Annotated in this window: 24 protein-coding genes; 18 read left to right on the top strand and 6 right to left on the bottom strand. The window is 35.2% G+C overall.

Features of this window, described 5'->3' with window-relative positions:
* Window position 1: 1 nt before the first annotated feature.
* The 5 genes from holA to JMI89_RS05450 form a co-directional block, all read right to left on the bottom strand.
* A complete protein-coding gene (gene holA / locus JMI89_RS05430; RefSeq protein WP_187754530.1) occupies window positions 2-1,009 on the bottom strand; it encodes a DNA polymerase III subunit delta in 1,008 nt (335 codons plus the stop codon).
* Window positions 1,006-1,518, bottom strand: a complete 513-nt coding sequence (gene lptE / locus JMI89_RS05435) for an LPS assembly lipoprotein LptE (RefSeq protein ID WP_187754531.1) — start codon at window positions 1,516-1,518, stop codon at window positions 1,006-1,008. Before lptE ends, holA begins: the two co-directional genes overlap by 4 nt.
* Window positions 1,519-1,598: 80 nt before the next feature.
* The gene (leuS, locus tag JMI89_RS05440) at window positions 1,599-4,196 is read right to left on the bottom strand and encodes a leucine--tRNA ligase (protein ID WP_187754831.1); all 2,598 of its coding nucleotides are present in this window, start codon (window positions 4,194-4,196) and stop codon (window positions 1,599-1,601) included.
* 274 nt (window positions 4,197-4,470) lie between these two features.
* Window positions 4,471-5,190, bottom strand: a complete 720-nt coding sequence (gene btsR, locus JMI89_RS05445) for a two-component system response regulator BtsR (protein WP_187754532.1) — start codon at window positions 5,188-5,190, stop codon at window positions 4,471-4,473.
* Complete coding sequence (locus JMI89_RS05450) at window positions 5,168-6,880, bottom strand: sensor histidine kinase (RefSeq protein ID WP_187754533.1); 1,713 nt, start codon at window positions 6,878-6,880, stop codon at window positions 5,168-5,170. Before JMI89_RS05450 ends, btsR begins: the two co-directional genes overlap by 23 nt.
* 92 nt (window positions 6,881-6,972) lie before the next feature.
* Here JMI89_RS05450 and trmB point away from each other — a divergent pair, with 92 nt between their 5' ends.
* The 17 genes from trmB to galU all read left to right on the top strand — a co-directional run bounded on the left by trmB (window position 6,973) and on the right by galU (window position 23,128).
* Window positions 6,973-7,719 (top strand): tRNA (guanosine(46)-N7)-methyltransferase TrmB, encoded by a 747-nt coding sequence (gene trmB, locus JMI89_RS05455; protein ID WP_187754534.1) that lies wholly within the window; start codon window positions 6,973-6,975, stop codon window positions 7,717-7,719.
* A gap of 163 nt (window positions 7,720-7,882) precedes the next feature.
* Window positions 7,883-8,755: an MBL fold metallo-hydrolase gene (locus tag JMI89_RS05460; protein WP_187754535.1), complete on the top strand. Its 873-nt coding sequence runs from the start codon at window positions 7,883-7,885 to the stop codon at window positions 8,753-8,755.
* A gap of 162 nt (window positions 8,756-8,917) precedes the next feature.
* A complete protein-coding gene (locus JMI89_RS05465) occupies window positions 8,918-10,099 on the top strand; it encodes a histidine-type phosphatase (protein WP_220679515.1) in 1,182 nt (393 codons plus the stop codon).
* Between the two features lie 94 nt (window positions 10,100-10,193).
* Window positions 10,194-11,105 (top strand): SPFH domain-containing protein, encoded by a 912-nt coding sequence (locus JMI89_RS05470; protein ID WP_220679516.1) that lies wholly within the window; start codon window positions 10,194-10,196, stop codon window positions 11,103-11,105.
* 28 nt (window positions 11,106-11,133) lie between these two features.
* Complete coding sequence (locus JMI89_RS05475) at window positions 11,134-11,463, top strand: NfeD family protein (RefSeq protein ID WP_220679517.1); 330 nt, start codon at window positions 11,134-11,136, stop codon at window positions 11,461-11,463.
* A gap of 48 nt (window positions 11,464-11,511) precedes the next feature.
* The gene (locus tag JMI89_RS05480; protein WP_187754539.1) at window positions 11,512-11,973 is read left to right on the top strand and encodes an NfeD family protein; all 462 of its coding nucleotides are present in this window, start codon (window positions 11,512-11,514) and stop codon (window positions 11,971-11,973) included.
* An 87-nt stretch (window positions 11,974-12,060) separates the two neighbouring features.
* On the top strand, window positions 12,061-13,674 hold the full coding sequence (locus tag JMI89_RS05485; protein WP_220679518.1) for an ABC transporter substrate-binding protein: 1,614 nt from the start codon (window positions 12,061-12,063) through the stop codon (window positions 13,672-13,674).
* A 478-nt stretch (window positions 13,675-14,152) separates the two neighbouring features.
* The gene (gene dppB / locus JMI89_RS05490) at window positions 14,153-15,172 is read left to right on the top strand and encodes a dipeptide ABC transporter permease DppB (protein WP_187754541.1); all 1,020 of its coding nucleotides are present in this window, start codon (window positions 14,153-14,155) and stop codon (window positions 15,170-15,172) included.
* Window positions 15,173-15,227: 55 nt separating this feature from the next.
* Window positions 15,228-16,109: a dipeptide ABC transporter permease DppC gene (gene dppC, locus JMI89_RS05495; RefSeq protein WP_187754832.1), complete on the top strand. Its 882-nt coding sequence runs from the start codon at window positions 15,228-15,230 to the stop codon at window positions 16,107-16,109.
* Between the two features lie 11 nt (window positions 16,110-16,120).
* Window positions 16,121-17,095, top strand: coding sequence for a dipeptide ABC transporter ATP-binding protein (dppD, locus tag JMI89_RS05500; protein ID WP_187754542.1), 975 nt, complete (start codon window positions 16,121-16,123; stop codon window positions 17,093-17,095).
* The gene (locus JMI89_RS05505; RefSeq protein WP_187754543.1) at window positions 17,088-18,086 is read left to right on the top strand and encodes a peptide ABC transporter ATP-binding protein; all 999 of its coding nucleotides are present in this window, start codon (window positions 17,088-17,090) and stop codon (window positions 18,084-18,086) included. The genes dppD and JMI89_RS05505 overlap by 8 nt, the downstream gene beginning before the upstream one ends.
* Before the next feature lie 431 nt (window positions 18,087-18,517).
* Window positions 18,518-18,907 carry a RidA family protein gene (locus tag JMI89_RS05510; protein ID WP_187754544.1) on the top strand — a complete coding sequence of 130 codons (390 nt, stop codon included), beginning with the start codon at window positions 18,518-18,520 and terminating at the stop codon, window positions 18,905-18,907.
* 104 nt (window positions 18,908-19,011) lie between these two features.
* Window positions 19,012-19,653 carry a thiol:disulfide interchange protein DsbA/DsbL gene (locus JMI89_RS05515; RefSeq protein WP_220679520.1) on the top strand — a complete coding sequence of 214 codons (642 nt, stop codon included), beginning with the start codon at window positions 19,012-19,014 and terminating at the stop codon, window positions 19,651-19,653.
* A 156-nt stretch (window positions 19,654-19,809) separates the two neighbouring features.
* Complete coding sequence (locus tag JMI89_RS05520; protein ID WP_220679521.1) at window positions 19,810-21,003, top strand: amino acid aminotransferase; 1,194 nt, start codon at window positions 19,810-19,812, stop codon at window positions 21,001-21,003.
* A 16-nt stretch (window positions 21,004-21,019) separates the two neighbouring features.
* On the top strand, window positions 21,020-21,151 hold the full coding sequence (locus JMI89_RS05525) for an entericidin A/B family lipoprotein (protein WP_187754547.1): 132 nt from the start codon (window positions 21,020-21,022) through the stop codon (window positions 21,149-21,151).
* Window positions 21,152-21,221: 70 nt separating this feature from the next.
* Complete coding sequence (locus JMI89_RS05530) at window positions 21,222-21,737, top strand: hypothetical protein (protein WP_220679523.1); 516 nt, start codon at window positions 21,222-21,224, stop codon at window positions 21,735-21,737.
* A 470-nt stretch (window positions 21,738-22,207) separates the two neighbouring features.
* A complete protein-coding gene (galU, locus tag JMI89_RS05535) occupies window positions 22,208-23,128 on the top strand; it encodes a UTP--glucose-1-phosphate uridylyltransferase GalU (protein WP_187754549.1) in 921 nt (306 codons plus the stop codon).
* A gap of 380 nt (window positions 23,129-23,508) precedes the next feature.
* Here galU and suhB read toward each other — a convergent pair whose 3' ends face one another.
* On the bottom strand, window positions 23,509-24,315 hold the full coding sequence (suhB, locus tag JMI89_RS05540) for an inositol-1-monophosphatase (RefSeq protein WP_187754550.1): 807 nt from the start codon (window positions 24,313-24,315) through the stop codon (window positions 23,509-23,511).
* Window positions 24,316-24,466: 151 nt separating this feature from the next.
* Between suhB and trmJ the strand changes: the two genes are divergently transcribed.
* The gene (gene trmJ, locus JMI89_RS05545; protein WP_187754551.1) at window positions 24,467-25,201 is read left to right on the top strand and encodes a tRNA (cytosine(32)/uridine(32)-2'-O)-methyltransferase TrmJ; all 735 of its coding nucleotides are present in this window, start codon (window positions 24,467-24,469) and stop codon (window positions 25,199-25,201) included.
* The last annotated feature ends 338 nt before the right edge of the window (window positions 25,202-25,539 follow it).

Consider the following 25,539-nt stretch of genomic DNA (forward strand, 5'->3'; position numbering starts at 1 on the left):
ATTAATCTCCCACTATTTTTAAACATAAGGCTGTTAATAATTCCCAAATTGCCGCTTGATAATCGGATTTTAAAGCGATTTCCAGTTCGGTTAATTGTTTTAAAATTAGGTATAACTGTTCAAGGGAAGTTCTATTTAAATAAGGCGTAATGACATTTCGGCGATTTTGCCAAACTTTATTTATATCATAAGCGGATTTAAGATCATGCTTTGCAGAATATTTTTTTAGATTGATTAGTTGAATTAATTCACGTTGAATCGTTCGAACTAAGATCAGCGGTTCCGTGCCATTCATTTTGAATTGTTGCAAAATATGAATAACACGCTTTGTTTTAGTCATTAGCATGGCATCGATAAGATGATAAGGGGTAAAAATAGCACAATCATCTAAATTATTCTCCAACTGACTAAAGCTGATTTTACCCTTAGGATAAAGTAATTTTAACTGTTCAAGCGTCTGAGTGAGTGCTAATAAATTACCCTCATAGTAATAACATAAAAGTTCAATACCTTGTTTTTCTATTGTTAGATCAAACAATTGTAATTGCTGATTTAGCCAGATGGGTAATTGATTTGCATCAGGTGTATTACAGTTAATAATTAAAAGCTGATCAGACAATGTTTTTAGCCAACTTGCGTTTTCTTGTGCCTTTGTCATTTGTGATAATGTGACTAATAAACTGACATCGGGCGATAACGTTTGGCAAAGTTCATCTAATTTTTTAGCTATGCTAGCATTCAGCAAATTATCACCGAATTGCAATATCAATAGTGTTTGGCTTGAAAATAGACTCATCGCGCGACTATTTTCATAAATACTATCCCAGTTGGTTTGATTATCGATACTGAAAACAGTTTGTTCGGTAAAACCTTGTTGATGCATTTTCTTGATTATTTTGTTTTGAGTGACATCCCGAAGGTAGGGATCATTTCCTATCGTCAGAAAGTAACACCATGCACCATCCTGTTCTAGTTTTGCATCAAGCTGATTAGCAAAAATTTTTATCATGGTGTGTTAAGTTTATTATCAATAGTGTTGATTGATTTTAATTTACTAATTAATTGTTTAGCTACTTGGGTATACATTTCTTTTTCGATTAAATTTTGCTCGGCGCTTTTAGCCAATGCGGTAGCAGGATTGTCAAAAAATGTTCTAAATACTTTTGTCGTAATAGGGTAGATGTCATTACCGGCAATGATAACTTGAGCATTGACTGTTAAAATTAATTGATATTCAGCAGATTTACCATTTTGATAAATCGAAATGGTCTCTTTACTAATATCGTTACTTAAGATACGTAGGGAAGGATGATTTTGATTGGCATTTTCATTAACTAATTTGACTTTGTTCTTAACTAGTAAATCTTTGATAGTACGAGATAATGAACCATACGGATTGTCACTATAAAACGTCATGGTCTGAAATTGTTGTGGAATTTCTGTTTCATGTTGTAAATGAAATCCACAACCGGTTAACCACAACACTGCAAAAAATACTAAACAAAACAATTTTTTCATTTGGACTACCTAATTTTTCAGGGGTAATGATTATTACCCCAAATAGTTATAGCTAAATCAACTGTTGTATCAGGAAGTTATTAACTAACCACAAGGTTAAGTAATTTACCTGGAACATAGATGATTTTACGAATGGTAACACCGTCTAAATGTTTTTGGATATTGACTTCTGTTTTTGCCATATCCGTAACCAATGCTTCACTAGCATCAGCTGGTACTGTTAATTTAGCGCGTACTTTACCATTGATTTGGACAATAATGAGTTTTTCATCTTCAACCATGGCTGACTCATCGGCCAATGGCCATTGAGCATTATCAATAGTAGTTTTATGGCCTAATGCTTGCCACATAACGAAACATGCATGAGGTATCATTGGATAAAGTAAACGCACGATTGCGTTCAATGCTTCATCCATTAACGCTCGGTCTTGTTCAGTTTCTTGTGATGCTTTTTGTAAACGATTCATAAATTCCATCACAGCAGCGATCGCAGTATTAAATGTTTGGCGACGACCAATATCATCGCTCACTTTAGCAATGGTTTTATGTAATTCACGACGCAAGGTTTTTTGATCGCCGGTTAACTGATCAAGAATTAATGGCTTTACCACACCTTGCTGGGTGTGTTCATACACCAAGCGCCATACGCGTTTAATAAAACGATTGGCTCCTTCAACGCCAGATTCTTGCCATTCAAGTGTCATTTCAGCAGGTGAAGCGAACATCATAAATAAGCGTACAGTATCAGCACCATATTTTTCGACCATTTCTTGTGGGTCGATACCATTATTTTTTGATTTCGACATTTTGGTCATGCCAGCATGAATTAGCTCACGTCCGGTCTTATCAAACGCTTTGGCAATTCGCCCCTTTTCATCTCGCTCAACGGTGACTTCGGTTGGGGAAATCCAAATACGTTCACCTATTTCGGTGGTGTAATAGAACGCATCGGCTAATACCATACCTTGGCAAAGTAATCGTTTAGCCGGTTCATCAGAGTTGACCATGCCAAAATCACGCATTAATTTGTGGAAGAAGCGGAAATAAAGTAGATGCATGATAGCATGTTCAATTCCACCAACATATTGATCCACCGGTAACCAATAATTGGCCGCTTTTTCATCTAACATACCACTGTTATAGTGTGGGCAGGTATAACGTGCGTAATACCATGATGATTCCATAAAAGTATCAAAGGTATCGGTTTCGCGTAGTGCTGTTTCGCCATTAACGGTTGTTTTTGCCCAATTCGGATCGGCTTTAATAGGACTAGTTATGCCATCCATTTCAACATTTTCTGGTAAAATGACTGGTAATTGATCTTCCGGGGTCGGGATTGTTGAGCCATCAGCTAATGTGACCATCGGGATTGGCGCACCCCAATAACGCTGACGAGAGACCCCCCAATCGCGTAAACGATAATTGACTTTACGTTCACCAACACCTTTAGCAATTAATTTATCGGCAATGGCATTGAAGGCTTGTTCAAAGTTAAGTCCATCAAATTCCCCAGAATTAAATAAATTACCGTATTCTGTATAAGGTTGTTGACTCACATCTGGTGCATGACCTTGTTGATCTAGGATGACAGCTTTAATTGGTAAATGATATTTACAAGCAAACTCATGATCGCGCGCATCATGCCCCGGTACAGCCATAACTGCACCGGTTCCATATTCCATTAATACAAAGTTGGCGATCCAAACCGGAACTTTTTCATTCGTTAATGGATGGATGGCGTAAAAACCTGTAGCAATACCTTTTTTCTCCATCGTTGCCATATCAGCTTCTGCGGTTTTGGTGTTTTTACACTCAGCAATAAAGGCGGTAATTTCGGCATTATCTTTACTGGCTAATTGCGCTAAAGGATGCTCAGCCGCGACCGAAACAAAACTCACTCCCATAAAGGTATCTGGGCGGGTAGTATAGACTGTTAATTTTTCGTTGTAATTTTCAACGTTAAAGTCAATTTCAACTCCTTCCGAACGGCCAATCCAATTTTTCTGCATGGTTTTAACTTGCTCAGGCCAACTTTCTAAACTATCTAAGTCTTTTAATAGTTCATCGGCATAGGCAGTGATTTTGATAAACCATTGTGGAATCTCTTTACGTTCAACTGGCGTATTACACCGCCAACAACAACCTTCAACCACCTGCTCATTAGCTAATACAGTTTGATCAGTCGGGCACCAGTTGACTGCTGAGGTTTTTTTATACACCAACCCTTTCTCATAAAGTTTTGTAAAAAACCACTGTTCCCATTTATAATATTCTGGTTTGCAGGTGGTCACTTCTCTGTCCCAGTCATAACCAAAACCAAGTAGTTTTAATTGCTTTTTCATATAAGCAATATTTTCATAGGTCCATTTAGCTGGCGCAGTATTATTTTTAACCGCTGCGCCTTCTGCAGGTAAGCCGAAAGCATCCCAACCAATAGGTTGTAATACATTTTTACCCTGCATGCGTTGATAACGTGAAATAGTATCGCCGATGGTATAATTACGAACATGACCTAAATGCAGTCGCCCAGACGGATAAGGTAACATAGATAAGCAATAATATTTTTCTTTGCTTGGATCTTCAGTGACATGAAATGTGTTATTATCTTGCCAGTGTTGTTGCACATGCGCTTCAACTAGTTCTGGGCAATATTGTTCAGTAAAATGATTTTCTTTCATATTATTTGACATAGTCTGCTAAGGTCCTGTTAACGATATTCTTTGTATTTGTCATACAACCGTCTAAAAAAATGATCTGTTAATTGTATTGTTTATTGTCCCAAATTGAAATATCTTATCGAAATTTTGTGTCATTTTTGTTGCTTTTATCGGGGCTTTTATTTATTAAGATAAAATAGTTAATACTCTTTGTAATGAATTAAATTGTTTTTTTAAGTTTTCACAATTATTGGCTAATTTGTTTAGTTATCTTTATAAATAATAATTTGATTAATCAAACTAATCCTAACTGTTCCTTTAATAGTTTTAAATATCGGCGACTAGCAGGTACTGAAATATCATTATTGAGTATAATATCTGTGTGACTGGTATGGGAAAAACGAATTTCTTTTAGTTTTTGTATATTAATTAAATATTGGCGATGACAATAGATTAACTGCGTTTTTTCCTCTAATGTTTTTAAGGTGAGTTCTGTATAATACTCTACATTATCATGGTTAAAAACATAAACACCGCTGGTTCGGCAATTAGCATAATAAATATCATTAGGATCAATTAAATAAATCCGATTATGCCCCATACACGGGATATATTTTAAATATTTATCAGTTTTTAGTTGTTCTAGATTTTGTTTTTCATTAATGATTAATAGTCGTTGAATCGTCTTATTAAGGCGAAGGGGATCGATTGGTTTAAGTAAATAATCAAATGCTTGTTCTTCAAATGCTTTAATAGCATATTCTTCATATGCTGTTAGAAAGACAATATATGGCATGTGTAATGGTGAAATCATACTTAGCATTTCGATACCACTAATTTTAGGCATTTGAATATCTAGAAATACCACATCAGGTGATTGATTATGTATAGCTTTAATAGCTTCAAAAGCATTGCTACATTCGGCAGTAATATTAATTTCTGTAAATTCCTTAAGTAAACAACGTAAATTCTCACGTGCCAGCGGTTCATCATCAACAATTATGATATTTAGCATTTCTATGCTCCTTGTCTAATGGCAATTTTAAGATTGCTTTTGTATAGATATCTGACTCACATTGGATCGTTAAACCATATTGTTTACCATAACGTATTTGTATTCTTTCATGCACTAGGGTCATACCTAGCCCGTTATTACTTTTATGTTCTTTGCGATAATTACCCGCATTATCTTCAACTTCCAGAACTAAGATTTGTTGATATTTGTGAGCACGAATGGTAATAGTACCTAAACCAATCATTTGTGATATTCCATGTTTGATAGCGTTTTCTACAATTGGTTGTAAAGAGAATGCGGGAAGATAGGCTTGTTCTAATAATTTTGGTACATGGATTTGAATATCAAGTTTGTCAATAAACCGCATTTTTTCAATTTCTAGATAAGCTGTTATGTGATCAAGTTCATCTTTTAACGTCACGATTTCTTCTGGGCGTTTTAAATTTTTTCTAAAAAAAGTTGAGAGATGCTGGACTAATTTTGAAGCTTGTTCTTGATCACGGCGAATAACAGCAAGTAATGTATTAAGCGAGTTAAATAAAAAATGCGGATTGACTTGTGCATGAAGCAACTTAATTCGTGTTTGAGAAAGTAATTGTTGATAACTTTCGTTTTGACCAGTGAGAATTTGTGCAGATAATAAACTCGCTATCCCTTCACCTAGAGTCCGATTAATCGAACTAAACAATGTGTTTTTTGCTTCATAGATTTTTATGGTACCAACAACCTCTTTTTTTTCACCTCTTAAAGGAATGACCAGTGCGGATCCTAAGCGACATTGTTTATTAATCGAACATTGATAAAGTTCATGTAAACCATCGAGATATTTCACCTCGTTATCTTCAATCGATTCTAATGTAGCTTTTGAGGTTATTGGGGTACCTGGTAGGTGATGATCACTACCGATACCAATAAATGCTAGTATTTTTTCGCGATCGGTTATTGAAACGGCACCAACGCCAAGTTCTTGATAAATGATATGTGCCACTTTAGTACTGTTTTCTTGATTGAATTTATCACGCAATAGTCCTTCAGTACGTGCAGCAATACTTAAGGCTTTAGCTGAAAAAGTCGAAGTATATTTATCAAAGATAATTTTTCTATCTAATAAAATTTGCATAAACATAGCAGAACCAATGCTGTTAGCAACAATCATGGGGGCGGCAATGCTATGAACCGCATGTGAAACAACGTCATAGGGTTTAGAAAATACCAGAATCATGATCATTTCTAACGACTCAGATAGCATAGCTAAAATTGCGATGATAAAGGGGTTGTATATTAGATCTACCCTTCCTTTTTTTAACAAAATATAGTGAACTATCCCGCTAATAAATCCAGTTAATATTGTAGAAGTCATACAAATTTCGGCGGTAATTCCGCCTAAACTATAACGGTGCAAACCACCTGTAACACCAACTAGTAAACCGACATAAGGACCGCCAAGTATACCACCTAATATCGCACCAATTGCTCGAGTATTGGCAAGTGTATCTTCAATTCGAAAACTGAAATAAGTTCCCATTATGCAAAAAAAAGAAAAAATAACATAGCAGATTAATTTATGGGGCAGACTGACGGTGACTTGCATGATAGGTATAAATATAGGTGTTTTACTGAGTAGATAAGCAATAACTAAATAAACACACATCTGCTGTAACAATTGTAAAATCAGATTAAATTCAATCATAATTCTCTTAGATTAATTAGATTATGAACTAGCGACAGTGATGAACTTCAGCTAAACTATATTATTAAATTATTGTGTTTAAAGATAGTAATATGAATCAAAAATCCTTTATAAATGATAATTCCAATATCATGACATCCGAAATTTTGGCAGATGGTCGGCCACGTCGCCAAATTCGTAGTTTTGTATTAAGACAAGGTCGATTAACTAAAGGGCAAGAACAAGCTTTAGAAAAATTGTGGTCCAGTTGTGGTATTGATTATAATGATCAACATCAAATAGATTTCAATCAATTATATGCTCATCAACAACCAATTGTTTTAGAGATTGGTTTTGGGATGGGTGCTTCATTGATTGAAATGGCTGATAAGAATAAGAACGAGAATTTTTTAGGTATTGAAGTTCATCGTCCAGGTGTTGGGGCGTGCTTAATGGCGATTGAACAACATCAATTAAATAATATTCGGTTAATGTGTCATGATGCGGTAGAAGTACTGGAAAATATGGTTGCCGATGCATCGCTTAGTAAAGTTCAGATTTTTTTCCCTGACCCATGGCATAAAGCAAAACATAATAAACGCAGAATTATTCAACCTGAATTTGTACAGTTGTTGCGCAAAAAATTAAAAATGGATGGGATATTACATTTGGCCACCGATTGGCAACATTATGCGGAGCATATGTTAGAAGTATTAAATTCTGCTTTTGGTTTCCAAAACGTGTCGCTAAATAACGGATATATACCAAGGCCAGATTATCGCCCAATGACAAAGTTTGAAAAGCGTGGTTTAAATTTAGGTCATGGTGTTTGGGATTTACAGTTCAAGCGCATTAAATAATATAATTTATGTCGCATATTTTATTCCGGTTATGTTAAAGTAAGCAAAAAGTTTTATAAAAATTATATTAAGATTAATAAATCATAAAATCTTGAAATAAGAAAAAATCAAAACGATTAAATCTGGTGCTATTGCATTAGATTATCTATTAGTAGGAGAAAATATGTTTTTCTTGAAACGCAGTTTGATCGCATTTTGGTTAATGATTGCATTAATGACTTGTGTGGTAGCCAAATCTCACAAAGTTATATCGGGAGCCGTACATAACGCAGGTGCTGATGCAGTTTTTCCTGTAACGTCCACTATTTTATACACTCAAGATCAAGCAATGTTAATTGACACACAATTAACTAAAAAAGATGCGCAAAAAATGGTTGATGAAATCAAAAAAAGTGGTAAACCGTTGACGCTGATTTATATTAGTCACAGTGATCCTGATTTTTATTTTGGTTTAGAAACCATTCTTAAGGCTTATCCAAGTGCTCAAGTCATTGCTACGCCAGCAACCGTTGAGGTGATCAAAAATACTGGCCGGGAAAAATTAAAATATTGGCAAAAATTTATTGGTGAGCAAGCGCCAAGTCGTATTGTTATACCAACTGCAATAGTTGGTAATTCATTCTATTTTGGTAAAGAAGAATTCCAAATTAAAGGGAAGGATCCGCAACGAACTTATCTTTGGATGCCTCAGCAAAAAATGATCATTGGTGGCTCTTTGTTATCGAATAATATGTTTATTTGGACAGCAGATGCGCCAACTTCAGAACAACGCAAGCAATGGGATAGTATCGTGCTTGATATGAAAAAATTAGCTCCTAGAATCACCATACCAGGACATTTTTTAGGCGCTGATCCTATTGCAAATGAAGCAATCGAATTTACTCATCAATATATTCAAACTTATGATGATGTTTTAAAAAACTATCATTCATTTAATGAAATTATAAAGCAGATGAAAATACATTATCCTAACCTTGGCGGTGATCTAAATTTACAAATAAGCACAAAACTTATTTTAGATAAAACTAAACCTTAATGCATATTAATCATTAAGATGAGCAGCGATCAAAGGCTGGTTATATTTAATGTATAGCCGACAAAAAAAGCCCTATTTTGGTAAGCCATTATTATCAGATTAATTTGATCTGAATTTATGAGTATCTTGGTTTTACACAGAATATACATAGGTTAACAGACGATGGAGCAATATCAGTTAGAGCAAATTATTATTATAAGCCGACACGGAATAAGAACGGCGTTACCCGAAACGTTACGCTTTTTGCAAACCGTCACACCTAAATCATGGCCACAGTGGGATTGTAAGCCTGGTTATCTGACAACACGAGGTGGTACCCTAGAAAGTTTCTTTGGCGCATATTTTAGGAAATGGTTGCTACAACAGAAATTTGATATTTCACCTGATAAAGTTTTTGTCTATGCCAATAGCTTACAGCGTACAGTCGCTACAGCACAGTATTTTACGTTAGGCGCTTTTCCTGGTTGCGATATCACAATTCATCACAAATATCCGATTGAACGTATGGATCCGATATTTAATCCTTGTGTTCGTAATGCATCATCACTATTTAAGCAACAAGTTATCCATGATCTAAAGCATTATACTGGTTCAAGTGACTTGATCGAACAGTTAGATAAAAAGCTAACCCCCGCTTATGAGTTATTAGCGGAAATTTTGGATTATCGTCATTCAAAATGCTACCAAAAATACCAATGTGAATTTACTAAGTTACCTACGACTTTTGATTTAATTATCAATGAAGAACCAAAAATTAGAGGAGCATTGGCGTTTGGAACAGCTGTGGTCGATGCATTAACTCTACAATACTATTCCGGCTTTAAGCATCAAGATAATGCTTGGGGGATGATAAATTCGTTTCAACACCGAGCGATGCTTGCTAATATAAAAAATCAGTATATTAATTTATTATTTAAATCACCAATATTAGCTAATCATATTGCCAAACCACTTATCACGTTTATTAATCAAATGATGCAACAAAAACAACATCCATTAGTACTGCTAGTAGGGCATGATTGTAATATTGCGTCTATTATGGGAGCATTGGAATTCAAAGATTATCAATTACCGGAACAAATCGAAGAGACACCGATTGGTGGTAAATTAGTATTACAGCGTTGGCGTAATCTACAAGATCAGCAATCATACTTTAAAGCCGAATATTTCTATCAAACCATTGAACAATTGCACTTGGCGAGTGAATTGAGTTTAAATCATCCGGCCAGGCATATTACACTTGAACTTAATGGTTTACAAACAAATGGACAGGGTTTATATCCTTGGTCGGAGTTCAAAGAACGTATAATGAAATATTTGACAGGTGTAACATTTGAATTATAGTAAATAGAAAAAATGAAATAATAAAATAATTGCCAATTATATTATTAGAGCATATCAACATCAATCATATTAATACGAAAGAGAGAAATCCAAAATGTCTACATTTTATATTGCCATAAGTGTATTAGTTTTATTAGCCTTAGTTACTGTTTATAAAGGGATCACGATTGTTCCCCAAGGTTTTCAATATACCATTGAACGCTTTGGTAAATATACCCACACATTAGAACCTGGTTTAAATGTTATTATTCCTTTCATGGATGGTGTCGGGCGGAAAATTAATATGATGGAACAGGTATTAGATATTCCATCCCAAGAAGTCATATCTAAAGATAATGCTAATGTGCAAATCGACGCAGTTTGCTTTATTCAGGTTCAGGATGCTGCAAGAGCAGCTTATCAAGTCAATCAACTTGAAAGAGCGGTTATTAATTTGATGATGACCAATATTCGTACAGTATTAGGGGCAATGGAATTGGATGAAATGTTGTCACAACGTGATCATATCAATACGCGTTTATTAGGGATTGTTGATGAAGCAACCAGTCCTTGGGGTGTTAAAATTACCCGTATTGAAATTCGTGATGTCCGTCCACCATCAGAATTGATTGCAGCGATGAATGCCCAAATGAAAGCTGAGCGTAATAAACGAGCTGAAGTCTTAGAAGCAGAGGGGATTCGTCAAGCGGCTATTTTACGTTCTGAAGGTGAAAAGCAATCTGAGATTCTAAAAGCTGAAGGGGAAAGACAAGCTGCCTTTTTACAAGCCGAAGCTCGTGAACGTGCGGCAGAAGCTGAAGCAAAAGCTACTCAAATGGTATCTCAAGCAATTGCAGCAGGTAATATCAATGCGATTAACTACTTTGTTGCACAAAAATATACCGATGCCCTACAAAAAATAGGTTCATCTGAAAACAGTAAAGTGATTATGATGCCGCTTGATGCAGCTAATTTAATGGGAAGCATTGGTGGTATTGCTGAGTTAATAAATAGCACTAAAAAATAATTAATACAACCAAATGAGGATACAGATCATGGCTGAATTTCTAACCGCGTTGTATAGCAATCCATCTTGGGTATTCATTGCTCTGGGGGGAGTATTGTTAATTATTGAATTACTCGGTACCGGTGGTTATTCTTTATGGAGTGGTATTTCTGCTTTTATAGTGGGAAGCCTTGCTTGGATCGTACCGTTTTCTTGGTCAATGTTATGGATTTTATTTGCGATTTTTACGTTGCTAACGGATTATGTGTGGTACTTATGGTTGAAACGTAAAGATAAGTCTAAAAGAGGTGTCTCAAATCAACCTCAACGTAATTTATGGGATGATTTTTGGGATACCTTGGTGGATTTGCTGAGTTAATAAATAGCACTAAAAAATAATTAATACTATCAAATGAGGATACAGATTATGAATGAATTTCTAACCGCGTTGTATAGCAATCCATCTTGGGTATTCATTGCTCTGGGGGGAGTATTGTTAATTATTGAATTACTCGGTACCGGTGGTTATTCTTTATGGAGTGGTATTTCTGCTTTTATAGTGGGGAGCCTTGCTTGGATCGTACCGTTTTCTTGGTCAATGTTATGGATTTTATTTGCGATTTTTACGTTGCTAACGGCTTATGTGTGGTACTTATGGTTGAAACGTAATGGTAAAGATAAGTCTGAAAGAGGAGTCTTAAATCAACCTCAACGTGATTTAATTGGGTTAAAAACAGTTGTAGTTGAAGCAATCATAAATGGACATGGTAGAATAAAAGTCAATGATAGTACATGGATGGCAAAAAGTGAACAAAATTTTAATATCGGAGAATACGTAACAGTTGTAGATTTTGACGGCAATATCTTAAAAGTTGTTAAAACTCAATAGTAAAAAATAATTAACTTGATAGCAAATGTCATAGATGTTTTAAAATTATTTTCAGTTTGAATGTTAAGAATATAAAGAGGAAATGCAATGGATAGTCTTAGAAGTTTTAAACGTAAACTTATGCTAGGGGCCGGTTTGTTTGCGATGGTCGCCACTAGTAATCTTTATGCAGCAGGGACGTTAGTCTATTGCACTGAAGCTTCACCCGAAAATTTTAATCCACAAGTTGTAACCAGTGGTGTTTCAATGGATGCGGGTGCGGTGCCTGTTTTTAATCGTTTGGTCGAATTTAAATTAGGTACTACTGAAATCATGCCATCTATTGCTAAGTCTTGGGATGTTAATGAAGATGGTACTGCTTACACATTCCATTTACGTGATGATATTAAATGGCATAGTAGTAAAAACTTCAAACCAACTCGTAATCTTAATGCTGATGATGTTATTTTTAGTTTTATGCGTCAAAAGGATGCCAATCATCCTTATCATAATATATCAGGCGGTCAATATGAATATTTCACCAGTATGGGAATGGATTCGCTTATCACTAGTATTGAAAAGGTTGATGATTATACGGTGATTTTCCATCTTGCACATCCAGAAGCCCCGTTTTTAGCCGATATGGCAATGTCATTTGCTTCTGTTATGTCAGCAGAATATGCCGATAAAATGATGAAAGCGGGTACGCCAGAAAAATTTGATCTCAATCCAATCGGTACAGGACCATTTACGTTTATACAATACGAAAAAGATTCTCGTATTTTATACAAAGCAAATTCGGATTACTTTGGCGAAAAAGCCAAGCTCGATCGTTTAGTGTTTTCAATTACCCCCGATGCTGCAATGCGTTATGCCAAAGTACAAAAAGGTGAATGTCATGCAATGCCATATCCAAATTTGGCAGATATCGAACGTATGAAGCAAGATAAAAATATCGTTGTTGATGAAATGGCCGGATTAAATATTGGTTTTCTATCTTATAATATGGATAAAGCGCCATTAGGTGAATTAAAAGTTCGGCAGGCACTAAACTTAGCAATCAACAAACAAGCTATTATTGATGCAATATTCCAAGGTGCAGCTGAGCCAGCGAAAAATTTTATTCCACCAACCATGTGGAGTTATAATAATGAAGTTAAAGAAGATCCTTATGATCCAGAGCAAGCAAAACAGCTATTAAAAGAAGCTGGACAAGAAAACGGGTTTACCATTAATTTATGGGCGATGCCAGTACAACGTCCGTATAATCCAAATGCTCGCCGTATGGCCGAGATGATCCAAGCTGATTGGGCCAAAATCGGCGTAACGGCTAATATAATTAGCTACGAATGGGGAGAATACCTTACTCGAGTTCGAAGGGGTGAACATGATGCGGTATTAATGGGTTGGTCCGGTGATAATGGTGATCCAGATAATTTCTTCTCAGTAATGATGAGTTGTGATGCGGTTAAAGCCGGCTCTAACTATTCTCATTGGTGCTATAAACCTTTCGATGATCTATTACAACAAGCGCGTGTTGAATCCAATCATGAAAAGCGTGTTGAACTTTATAAACAAGCACAATTGATTATGCATGAACAAGCTCCAGCCTTCTTGATTGCTCACTCAAGAGTGTATATGCCGGTGCGCAAAGAAGTTAAAGGTTACATTATGGATCCGTTAGCGTTACATAATTTTAACCAAGTTAGCATTGAAAAATAAGTGTGTTCATATAAACCTACATAAAGTTCTGTTTTTATCGGCAGAACTTTATTTTTATCCTTCTTTAATTTATTGATGGCTTTGATTTTAATCAATAAATATTTAGTTATCACCTTTTTAAACAAAATCATTACTTATGATCCAATAGTGTGCCTTATATTAACACAAGATAAGTATAAGCTACGCATATATGAACATAAGACAATTTATGGTTGATTGGTATAGACAAATAATTAGAATTCACTATACTTTAATGCCTTATTTTTATAATAGTACAAACGTAATAAGAATGGTTGAAGTAAATGTTAGCTGCTTGTAAAGCTGTTAACGTTAGGATGATATTCGTAAAACAATCCCGCCCATTATTTAATATAAATATTGAATAAATTACCTTTAATCTTTCGCGTAAATATTATCTTACTATATAAATTTAATAAAAATAATATTCATTCTTAATATAAGCAAAGAGCAATATAATATGTTCCAATTCCTTTTAAAACGATTTGGTGTATTAATACCGACATTTTTAGGTGTTACGATCTTAACCTTCGTTTTTGTGCATTTAATTCCCGGTGATCCTGTCCTAATTATGGCTGGAGAGCGTGGTTTATCGCCGGAAAGGCACGCTGAATTAATGGCACAACTTGGTCTTGATAAGCCCTTATATCAACAATATTTTAATTACTTAATCGGCATTTTTCATGGTGATTTAGGTGTTTCTTTTAAAAGCCAAATTCCGGTTTGGGAAGAATTTGTACCACGTTTCAAAGCAACCTTTGAATTGGGTATGTCTGCTATGGTGTTTGCGGTATTTTTTGGTATTCCTATTGGTGTACTTGCTGCCGTTAAGCGCGGTTCGATATTTGATCATACCGCAATTAGTTTGTCATTAACCGGTTATTCTATGCCAATCTTTTGGTGGGGGATGATGCTAGTTATGTTAGTGTCAGTCCATTTAAATCTAACCCCTGTTTCAGGTCGGGTGAGTGATATGCTATTTTTAGATGATAGTAATCCTTTAACCGGTTTTATGCTGATTGATACCTTATTTTGGGGTGAAGAAGGTGATTTTATTGATGCAGTGCAACACCTAATTTTACCATCCATCGTATTAGGTACCATTCCTTTGGCTGTCATTGTTCGTATGACGCGTTCAGCAATGCTTGAAGTATTAAATGAAGATTATATTCGAACTGCTCGAGCTAAAGGGGTTAGTCGTTGGCGAATTATTATGGTGCATGCATTACGTAATGCGATGATTCCAGTTGTGACAATAATTGGTTTACAAGTCGGATCAATGCTTGCCGGTGCAATATTAACTGAAACTGTTTTTTCATGGCCGGGAATTGGGCGCTGGCTGATCGATTCATTACAGCGTAGAGATTACCCTGTCGTACAGAGTGGGGTATTGATTGTTGCAACGCTAATCATTTTGGTCAATCTGGTGATCGATATGTTATATGGCATTATTAATCCACGAATACGTCATAAAAAATAAGAGTCTTTTGCCCATGAATAGTAAAATTTTATCAGAAAATGTTATTGAGCAAGATATGGAAAATAGTGCACCACTACCAATGACACCATTACAAGAATTTTGGTGTTATTTTAAGAAAAATAAAGGTGCAGTTGTTGGTTTAATCTACATCATTATTGTCGTTTTTTTAGCAATTTTTGCCGATTTTGTGGCTCCGCATTTGCCGGCTGAACAATTCAGAGATTATTTACTTGCCCCACCTGTTTGGATGGAAGGAGGAAGTTGGCAGTTTATTCTTGGTACCGATGATGTTGGTAGAGATATTTTATCGCGTTTAATTTATGGCGCTCGGTTATCATTATTAATTGGTTGCTTGGTTGTTATTTTATCGCTAATTTTAGGTATTACCCTTGGTTTAATCGCCGGTTATGTTGGTGGGATTGTTGACAACCTCATTATGCGGATTGTCGACATCATGTTAGCTTTGCCAAGTTTAATATTGGCATTGGTTATGGTTGCCATACTCGGTCCATCTATTATCAATGCAGCAATAGCTTTGGCATTTATTGCACTACCTCACTATGTTCGTTTAACCCGTGCCGCAATGATAACCGAATTAAATAAGGATTATGTCATTGCATCAAAAGTGGCTGGTGCAGGTGCATTTAGACAAATGTTTATTAATATCTTACCCAATTGCTTGTCCCCTTTAATTGTGCAAGCATCATTAGGTTTTTCCAATGCCATATTAGATATGGCAGCACTTGGTTTTCTAGGTATGGGCGCTCAGCCACCAACACCAGAATGGGGAACGATGCTCTCAGATGTTTTACAATTTGTACAATCTGCATGGTGGGTTGTGACATTCCCAGGACTGGTCATTTTAATGACAGTGCTTGCATTTAATTTAATGGGTGATGGTTTGCGTGATGCACTGGATCCAAAGTTGAAACAGTAAGGGGATGTAATATGGCGTTATTAGAAGTTAAAGAATTAGCTGTTCAATTTGGTGAATTTAAAGCGGTAGATCGTATTAGCTATCAAGTTGAACAAGGTCAGGTAGTCGGGATTGTTGGTGAATCTGGGTCGGGTAAATCGGTTAGTTCATTAGCAATTATGGGACTCATTGATTTCCCAGGTAAGGTAACTGCCAATGCGTTACATTTTGATGGGCATGATCTGAAAACCATTTCTGAAAAAGCACGACGTAGAATAGTCGGTGCTGATGTCGCCATGATTTTTCAGGATCCAATGACCAGTTTAAACCCCTGTTTTACTGTGGGTTATCAAATTATGGAAGCAATTAAAATTCACCATGGTGGCAGTAAAAAGCAACGTCGTGAACGAGCTATTAAATTATTAAACTGTGTTGGTATTCCTGATCCAGCTAATCGGTTAAATGTGTATCCACATCAACTTTCTGGTGGTATGAGTCAACGTGTGATGATAGCGATAGCGATTGCTTGTAATCCAAAATTATTGATAGCCGATGAACCAACTACTGCATTAGATGTGACCATCCAAGGGCAAATTATCGAGCTATTATTAGATCTGCAGAAAAAAGATAATATGGCGTTGGTATTAATCACCCATGATCTTGCGTTAGTTGCTGAAGCTGCCCATAAAATTATAGTCATGTATGCAGGGCAAATCGTCGAAATTGGTGATGCCGAAGTGATTTTTAAATCACCGTTACATCCATATACTCAGGCATTACTTAACTCATTGCCGGAATTTACCCAAGATAAGCAACGTCTTGCGTCTTTATCAGGTGTGGTACCCGGCAAATATGATAGACCACATGGCTGTTTATTAAATCCTCGGTGTCCTTATGCTGATAAGCAGTGTAAAACCGTTGAACCAATATTACATGCGCGAAGTGAAAATCGACAAGTGAAATGTCATTATCCCTTATCGCCAGAGGGGAATCCAAGTTATGAATAACAATACCGATAATCCTGTACTATTAGAAGCTAAAAATCTTAAACAATATTATCCAGTTAAAAGTGGTTTATTAAAAAAGCAGACCAAACAAGTTAAAGCGGTTGATGGGGTATCCTTTAGCCTTGAAAAAGGCAAAACATTAGCGGTTGTTGGTGAGTCTGGTTGTGGTAAATCATCATTAGCCAGAATGTTGACGATGATCGAACGACCGACATCGGGTGAGCTCTTTTTCAAAGGACAAAGCTTATTAGAAGCTGATCCTAAAACCGATAAATTACGTCGTCAAAAGATCCAAATTGTTTTTCAAAATCCCTATGCTTCATTGAATCCACGAAAAAAAATTGGCACAATTTTAGAAGAGCCATTATTAATTAACACCGAATTATCAAAGAGTGATCGCAAAGCCAAAGTTTTGGCGATGATGAGCAAAGTTGGATTAAAAGAAGAATTTTATGATCGTTATCCGCATATGTTTTCCGGTGGACAACGACAACGCATTGCTATTGCTCGAGGTTTAATGCTTGATCCTGAAATAGTCGTCGCTGATGAGCCAGTATCTGCGTTAGATGTTTCGGTTCGCGCTCAAGTGTTAAATTTAATGATGGATTTACAAGATGAGCTTGGTTTATCTTATGTGTTTATTTCACATGATCTTTCCGTCGTTGAGCATATTGCCGATGATGTTATGGTAATGTATCTAGGACGATGTGTTGAACAAGGCAGTAAAAATACCGTCTACGATAACCCGCAACATCCCTATACTCAAGCTTTATTGTCAGCTACGCCGCGTTTAAATCCTGATTTAAGACGAGAACGTATCAAACTGACAGGTGAGTTACCTAGCCCATTAAATCCACCAAAAGGGTGTGCCTTCAATGCGCGCTGCCGATTAGCATTTGAGCAATGTACACAACAACAACCACAATTAATTGATTATGATCAGCATAAAATCTCATGCTTTTTTGTTGAAAATCAAACTTATCAGCCTTAATCAAATGATAAATATTAGATAAAACCGTCTTTTTAAATAGCTGCTGCATATGTAATATGCAGCACGACAATCCATGTTAAATTAATATTATCAAATCCAGTTTTATCCGATTTTCTTTGTGATAAAAGTTTGTCGTATTATCCAGCAATTTTTGAATTACAAATGAATATGACGCTTTAATTTTGGTGATTAATTATCTATTTATGCTATCCGAAATTAACTTTAGTCAATTTAAAATTCTCATTATATAAAGTATGACTGAGTATTTTTTAATACTCAGCTTAAAATAGATAATATTCTTTTGATTTTAAGCAATATATCAAATATATAACAGTCTTTAAGTAAAATTTTGCAATTTGACGGTTTTTACTTATATACTGTTTAGTAGTACGATAAATAATTTAAATTAAATAGCTATTGAGAAAATAAAAATGGTAAAAATTATAAATACAGAAAATGCTCCAGCTGCAATTGGTCCTTATGTTCAAGCGGTTGATTTAGGTCAACTATTATTTGTTTCAGGACAAATTCCTATTGACATAAAAACCGGTAGTATGCCAAGTGATATAAGTGATCAGACTCGCCAAAGTTTAGCCAATATTAAAGCTATTCTACTGGCGGCTGGTTGCGAACCAGCTAATATTATTAAGACGACGGTATTTTTAGCTGATTTAAATGATTTTACCGCCGTAAATGCGGTTTACGAACAATTTTTTAGAGAAAATAATGCATCTTTTCCCGCCCGTTCTTGTGTTGAGGTGGCGCGTATTCCCAGGGATGCTAAAGTTGAAATTGAAGTAATCGCAGTTAAGAACCCATAATGGGCAAATCATAACAGTTAAGCTTTTCGATTATTTTATCTTGTTAGATAACAAATTATATTAATGACTAATTTTTGAATATGTATCAATGATGAGGCGCCATAATGAGTAAATTTCTTTTGAGAGTGGTTCTAATTAGTTTTTCTTTATTCGTTTTCGGTAACGCAGCCGCTGCTTTGACTGAAAATAAAGACTATATTCTTATAAAAAATCAACCAGCTAACCATGAAAATAATCAGGGTAAGATAGAAGTGATAGAATTTTTTTCTTACGGTTGTTCTTATTGTTACAAATTGGAACCGGAAATTGTGTCATGGCTAGCTGAACAACCTAGTAATGTGACCTTCAAACGTGTTGCCATACCGCGAAAAGGGAAATGGTTTGCTTATGCCAAATTTTTCTATGCTTTAGGTATGATTTCACCGACTGAGCAAACACGGATAATGCCTTTAATTTATAAAGCGATTCATGAGCAAAAATTAAATCTTGAAGATGAAAATGAATTATTAGATTGGGCTGAAAGTGAAAATGTAGATCGCCATTTGCTTGAACAATTTTATCAATCTGATGATGTTGAACAGCAAGTCTCTCAAGCGCTCGATTTAGCTAAATCTTATGAGTTGCAATATGTACCGACGATTATTGTGAATAATAAATATCAAATAGTATTAGATAGTACAAATAATTATGCAGGTACAAAAGAGAAACTGAAAGAACTGATTGAGCTTGCCGCAGCTAATGATTAATGATAATAAATTATTGAAATTCAATATGTTAATTATCACGACCGGTTATTACAAAATCATAATAAAAAGAAATGATCTATATTGATTGGTTAAAAACTTAGTGTAATAATCGATACATATTCATTAACTCACTCTAAGAAAAAGAAGGCAGTTATTATGTTTGAGAAAGTCGCTCCCTATGCAGGCGATCCAATTTTATCTTTAGTATATGATTTTATTCAGGATAAAAGGGATGAAAAAGTTAATCTGAGTATCGGTTATTATTATGATGAAAATGGTAAGGTGCCACAATTGTCTTGTGTAAAAACAGCAATTGATGCCTTGTATCAAACGCGTGATAACGCGACGCTATATTTACCAATGAGTGGATTAGCAAGTTATTGTCAGGCAATTCAAAATTTGCTGTTTGGTAGTGATAGCCCGATAGTAAAGTCGGGTCGAGTTGTGACAATTCAAACGCTAGGGGGATCGGGGGCACTAAAAATTGGTGCAGATTTTCTGTGTCGTTACTTTCCAGATTCCCAAGTTTGGGTCAGTGACCCGACTTGGGAAAATCATGTTACCATCTTTAAAGGTGCCGGTTTTACAGTTAATCATTATCCTTATTTTGATAGAGATACAGGTGGGGTAAATTTTGATGCAATGTTAACGACTTTAAGTCAATTACCCGCTAAAAGTATTGTTTTGTTACATCCTTGTTGCCATAATCCAACTGGCGCTGACCTGACAAATTTACAGTGGGACTTAGTGATCGAACAACTCAAACAACGTGATTTAATTCCTTTTATGGATATTGCTTATCAAGGATTTGCCAGGGGAATTGATGAAGATGTTTATGCTATCCAAGCGCTTGCTGCATCAGGAATATCCGGTTTTATCAGTAATTCTTTTTCGAAAACTTTTTCATTATATGGTGAACGGGTAGGAGGGCTGTCAGTAATTTGTGATGATAAAAACATTGCGAAAAATGTTTTTGGTCAATTACAAGCAACGGTACGTTGTAATTATTCCAGCCCAGCCAATACCGGAGCTCAAATTGTTGCTCATGTTTTAAATAACCCTTCGTTAAAAGCATTGTGGATAGAAGAAGTGAATACAATGCGTAATCGCATCAAACAGATGCGTACCACAATGGTTGACACGTTAAAACAGATTATACCTGATCGTAATTTTGATTATTTATTACAACAACAAGGGATGTTTAGTTATACCGGATTAACCAAAGATCAGGTTGAAAAATTGAAAACAGATTATGCTATTTATTTAGTTGGCAGTGGTCGTATGTGTGTTGCCGGACTAAATAATCGTAATGTCGTTAATGTCGCTTCAGCATTTGCTGAAGTTTTTTAAGTCAAGGAGAAATCTAATGCGTAAAATAGTATTGATGTTATCAAGTCTCTTAATCGTTCTTGCTGTTGCTGGTTGTCATACAGTAAAAGGGGTCGGTGAAGATATTCAATCGGGTGGTAAAGCACTGTCAAATGCATCAGGTGAATAGGCTATTTTAATGAAAGGGAGTGTTACTGTGCTAAATTAAAATCAGTTGGCACTTCCTTATTTTATGCATAATGAAAAAGTTGTACGTAATACTATTTTCCCTTTTTGGCTTAGTAGGTTGTCATGCTTTAAATTTTAAAGTTCAGCCTGACAGGCTACCACATTGTCAATACAATACATTAGCAGGTATTGAATTCCAATTTAATCAATTACCCCAAAACAAGCTTACTGAAGGCTTTAATCACATTTATGTTGCACAGAGTCGAGCTAGTGCAACCCTTTCATCAGCATATCAGGGCATGAAAGGTAAGTTAACGGGTGAGATTATTCAACGTGAATATCCTGATTCTCATATTTGGATACACCGATTTAATGCACTTTCTGTTTTGTTTGATGATGATGTAGATAATGATCTTTATTTAACAACGGAACAAAAAGTCCGAAGAGATCGAAATTCAAACTATATTTTTTATAAGGCAATTTTATCTAATTGCCAAATAGTTTATATTTCTGTCAATTCACTATCAAATAATTTTTATGATCCACAGTTAATTAGTGATCAAGGACTCACTGTTATAAATGATTAAGTTAAATTTAAAGAAAATTATTTCTTCTCTAAATTAATAATTACTCTTAAGCGTAATTGAGTTAGATTATTTTTCTACGCATGGTTAACAGGATATTAACTTTACTTTCAATAAATGTGGGGAATCATTCTCTTAAATGTAAAATACTATCAATTGACACGATAGTTAAACTGTATTAGAAATTTGTTATTACATCACATCTTATGAAATAAAGATTGGGTTCCGTAATAATTGCTGTATTATTTGGTATTTATGATTAATAAATTACCGATATAATTTGTTATTAGATACCAAATTATATAGCATTATCAATGCTAATAATTATTTTATAAAGAATAGATTGGATTTGGCTGTTTTTTCATTTATGTATGATTTAAGGACACCTTGTTGCAACAACGCGTTAAGCTTATGCTAAGATAGTTGATACTATCCGTTATACACTGAATTTTATTTATAGGATAAGGATTTTTATGTTTACCAATTTTCAATCTTCGGTAACAGGCAAGGTTACCAAAGCGGTGATACCGGTTGCCGGATTAGGGACTAGAATGTTACCTGCAACAAAAGCAATTCCGAAAGAAATGTTACCGGTTGTGGATAAACCGTTAATTCAATATGTAGTGAATGAGTGTATTGCGGCAGGTATTACAGAAATTATTTTTGTTACACATTCGTCTAAGAACTCTATTGAAAACCATTTTGATACCAGTTTCGAATTAGAAGCAATGCTAGAAGCACGTGTTAAGCGACAATTATTATCGGAAGTACAATCAATTTTACCAAAAAATGTGACGCTTTCCAGTGTGAGGCAAGGGCTTGCCAAAGGGCTAGGGCACGCTATTTTATGTGCTTATCCGTTAGTTGGTAATGAACCTTTTGCGGTGGTATTGCCGGATGTCATCATTGATGAATACACCAGTAATTTAAAGCAGGATAATTTAGCTGCGATGATTGCTAATTATCATCAAACTAAACATAGCCAAATAATGGTAGAGCCGGTACCTCATGAGATGGTATCTTCTTATGGTATCATTGATTGTCATGGTGAAGAACTTTCTGCTGGCAATACCATACAAATGTATGGAGTTGTTGAAAAACCATCGGAGAAAGAAGCGCCTTCTAATCAATCCATTGTCGGACGTTATGTTTTGTCAGAAAAAATTTGGCCATTATTAGCAAAAACTCCCCCAGGTGCCGGCGATGAGATTCAATTAACCGATGCAATAGCTATGTTGCTCGAACAAGATAGTGTTGATGCCTATTGTATTATTGGTCGTAGCCATGATTGCGGTAATAAACTGGGCTATATACAAACCTTTGTAGAATATGCTATGCGTCATCAATCATTAGGTGAAGATGTAACAAATTGGTTGAAAACATTGAAGTTTTGATTTTCATCACTTAAATTGATTTTGACTAAACTGTTTTTTGTTTATTTCTGTTCAGTTTAAGTTCTTATGATAACAGCTTGCTTCATTTCTTTAACACTAATGGAGCAGGTGAAACAGATGAGATTACTGATTACGTAGGTTAAGTATAAAATTTGTTAAAAATAACCAACCAATTTAATCTTGTTTAGCTAAAAAAATCATCATGTTAAATAATGATAGTAAAATGAGACTGATTATTAGTTGGTTGGCGATGACTTAATAATAAATCATTATGTTGTTCTAGCTATTTTCAAGCGGGTTTATTTTATAAAAAAGCGATAGTATTAGTTAATTAAATAACCGACAATTGTCGGTTATTAATCGAATATCGGATTATACAATTAACATTTTAAACGCTCAGGCCAATCATTTTGCGTTAATGACAAAAACTCTTTAACAATTTTCGGTGAACCAGCAACGACATTGCCGGAAACTAAATAATTATTACCGCCATTAAAATCAGTAATAATACCGCCAGCTTCTCTTAAGATAAGTTCACCTGCCGCAATATCCCATGGTTTTAATCCAATTTCGAAATATCCGTCTAACCGCCCACTGGCAATATAGCAAAAATCTAAAGCAGCTGAGCCATTACGCCGAAAATCGCTACATTTGGTAAACATCTTTTCTAAAACATTAAAATAGTATTCACTATATTGTTTCATTTTATGTGGGAAGGCAATGGCAAATACACTACCTTGTATCTCTTTTACACTCAGATTGGTACGAATACGATAACCATTTAGCTGCGCACCCTGACCTCTGGAGGCAGTAAATAACTCATTAAGCATCGGGTTATAAACGACACCAACTTCCGTTCGCCCTTTAATACGAACAGCAATGGAAACTGCACAATGAGGAATGCCTTTAATAAAGTTGGTGGTGCCATCAATTGGATCGATAATCCACTGAATATCAGTATCTTGACCTTTAATCAGCCCACTTTCTTCACTGATGATGGTATGATCTGGGTAAGCTTTTTTAATTGTTTCAATAATTAATGATTCAGCCGCGCGATCAACATTGGTGACAAAATCATTTTCACCTTTCGCATCGACCTTAACAGAAGATGGATTTTCATAAGATTTTATAATTACATTACCCGCTTTACGGGCAGCGCGAATAGCGATATTCAGCATCGGATGCATAACGATATTTCCAATTGGTGTTAAAGAACAAAATATTTTCCCCAAAAAATAATGGGGTAATGAGACGATTTAGCCGTATAGTATAACAGTATTTTAGGCTTTTTCTAGTTTATGTTAAAATACGACATAAATTTTCTTGGATTTTCAGATAATGCTTTCATTGACAAATATAAAAATCGTTTTAATCGAAACTTCACATACTGGTAATATGGGCTCAGCTGCTCGAGCTATGAAAACCATGGGTTTAACGCAATTGTGTTTAGTTAATCCCATCATTAAACCGGATTCGCAATCCATTTCATTAGCCGCCGGTGCGAGTGATATTATTAAAAATGCACAAATTGTTAATTCTATGGAAGAAGCTATTGCTGAATGCGAAATGGTTATTGGGACTAGTGCACGCTCACGTCATTTACAATGGCCTCATCTAGAGTCTTATCAATGTGGTGAGAAAATTGTGGCAGAGCTGCAACAAGGCCATAAAGTTGCATTGGTTTTTGGGCGGGAGCGAGTTGGCTTAACCAATGAAGAATTGCAAAAATGTCATTATCATGTTTCAATTCCGGCTAACCCAGAATATAGTTCATTAAATTTAGCCATGTCAGTGCAGGTATTATGTTACGAGATTCGGCGCACAATTATTCAATTTAATCAGCAACCTCAACAAATAAATGAAGCAAATGATTATCCAAAAGATATGGACATAGAACGTTTTTACCAACATTTGCAACAGACATTAATTAATACTGGTTTTATTAATGTTAATCATCCTGGGCAAATTATGGGGCGTTTACGTCGACTATTTACCCGCGCTCGTATAGAACAGCAAGAGTTAAATATTTTACGTGGTATTTTAACCTCAGTTGATAAACAACAGAAAAATTAATCTAATCAGATTAGATGTAATGTTTTTTATATTTCTGTAAATTTTAGTTCCGATTTTAATCTATTTACAAACTTGTTTGATTATTCAGCAACTGGATTTTATTAAATATTTATGCGGAGAAACAGTCTTCCCATTAACGGATTCTGGTGGCAACAAGTTAGATTGTAATATTCCTCAATAGTGCGTGTAATTATGTCGGTTAATGTTATGATAATCCATAAAATTCATTGAGTTATAGTACAGGAAAATCCTGTAAAGCTATGACGGATAATTAATTAGATATTGATAAATAATTAATCGTTATAGTGCATCAGTGATTATTATTGATTGTGGTTTGT

It is taken from the genome of Frischella sp. Ac48, from assembly GCF_019641635.1.
Taxonomy (GTDB): domain Bacteria; phylum Pseudomonadota; class Gammaproteobacteria; order Enterobacterales; family Orbaceae; genus Frischella; species Frischella japonica.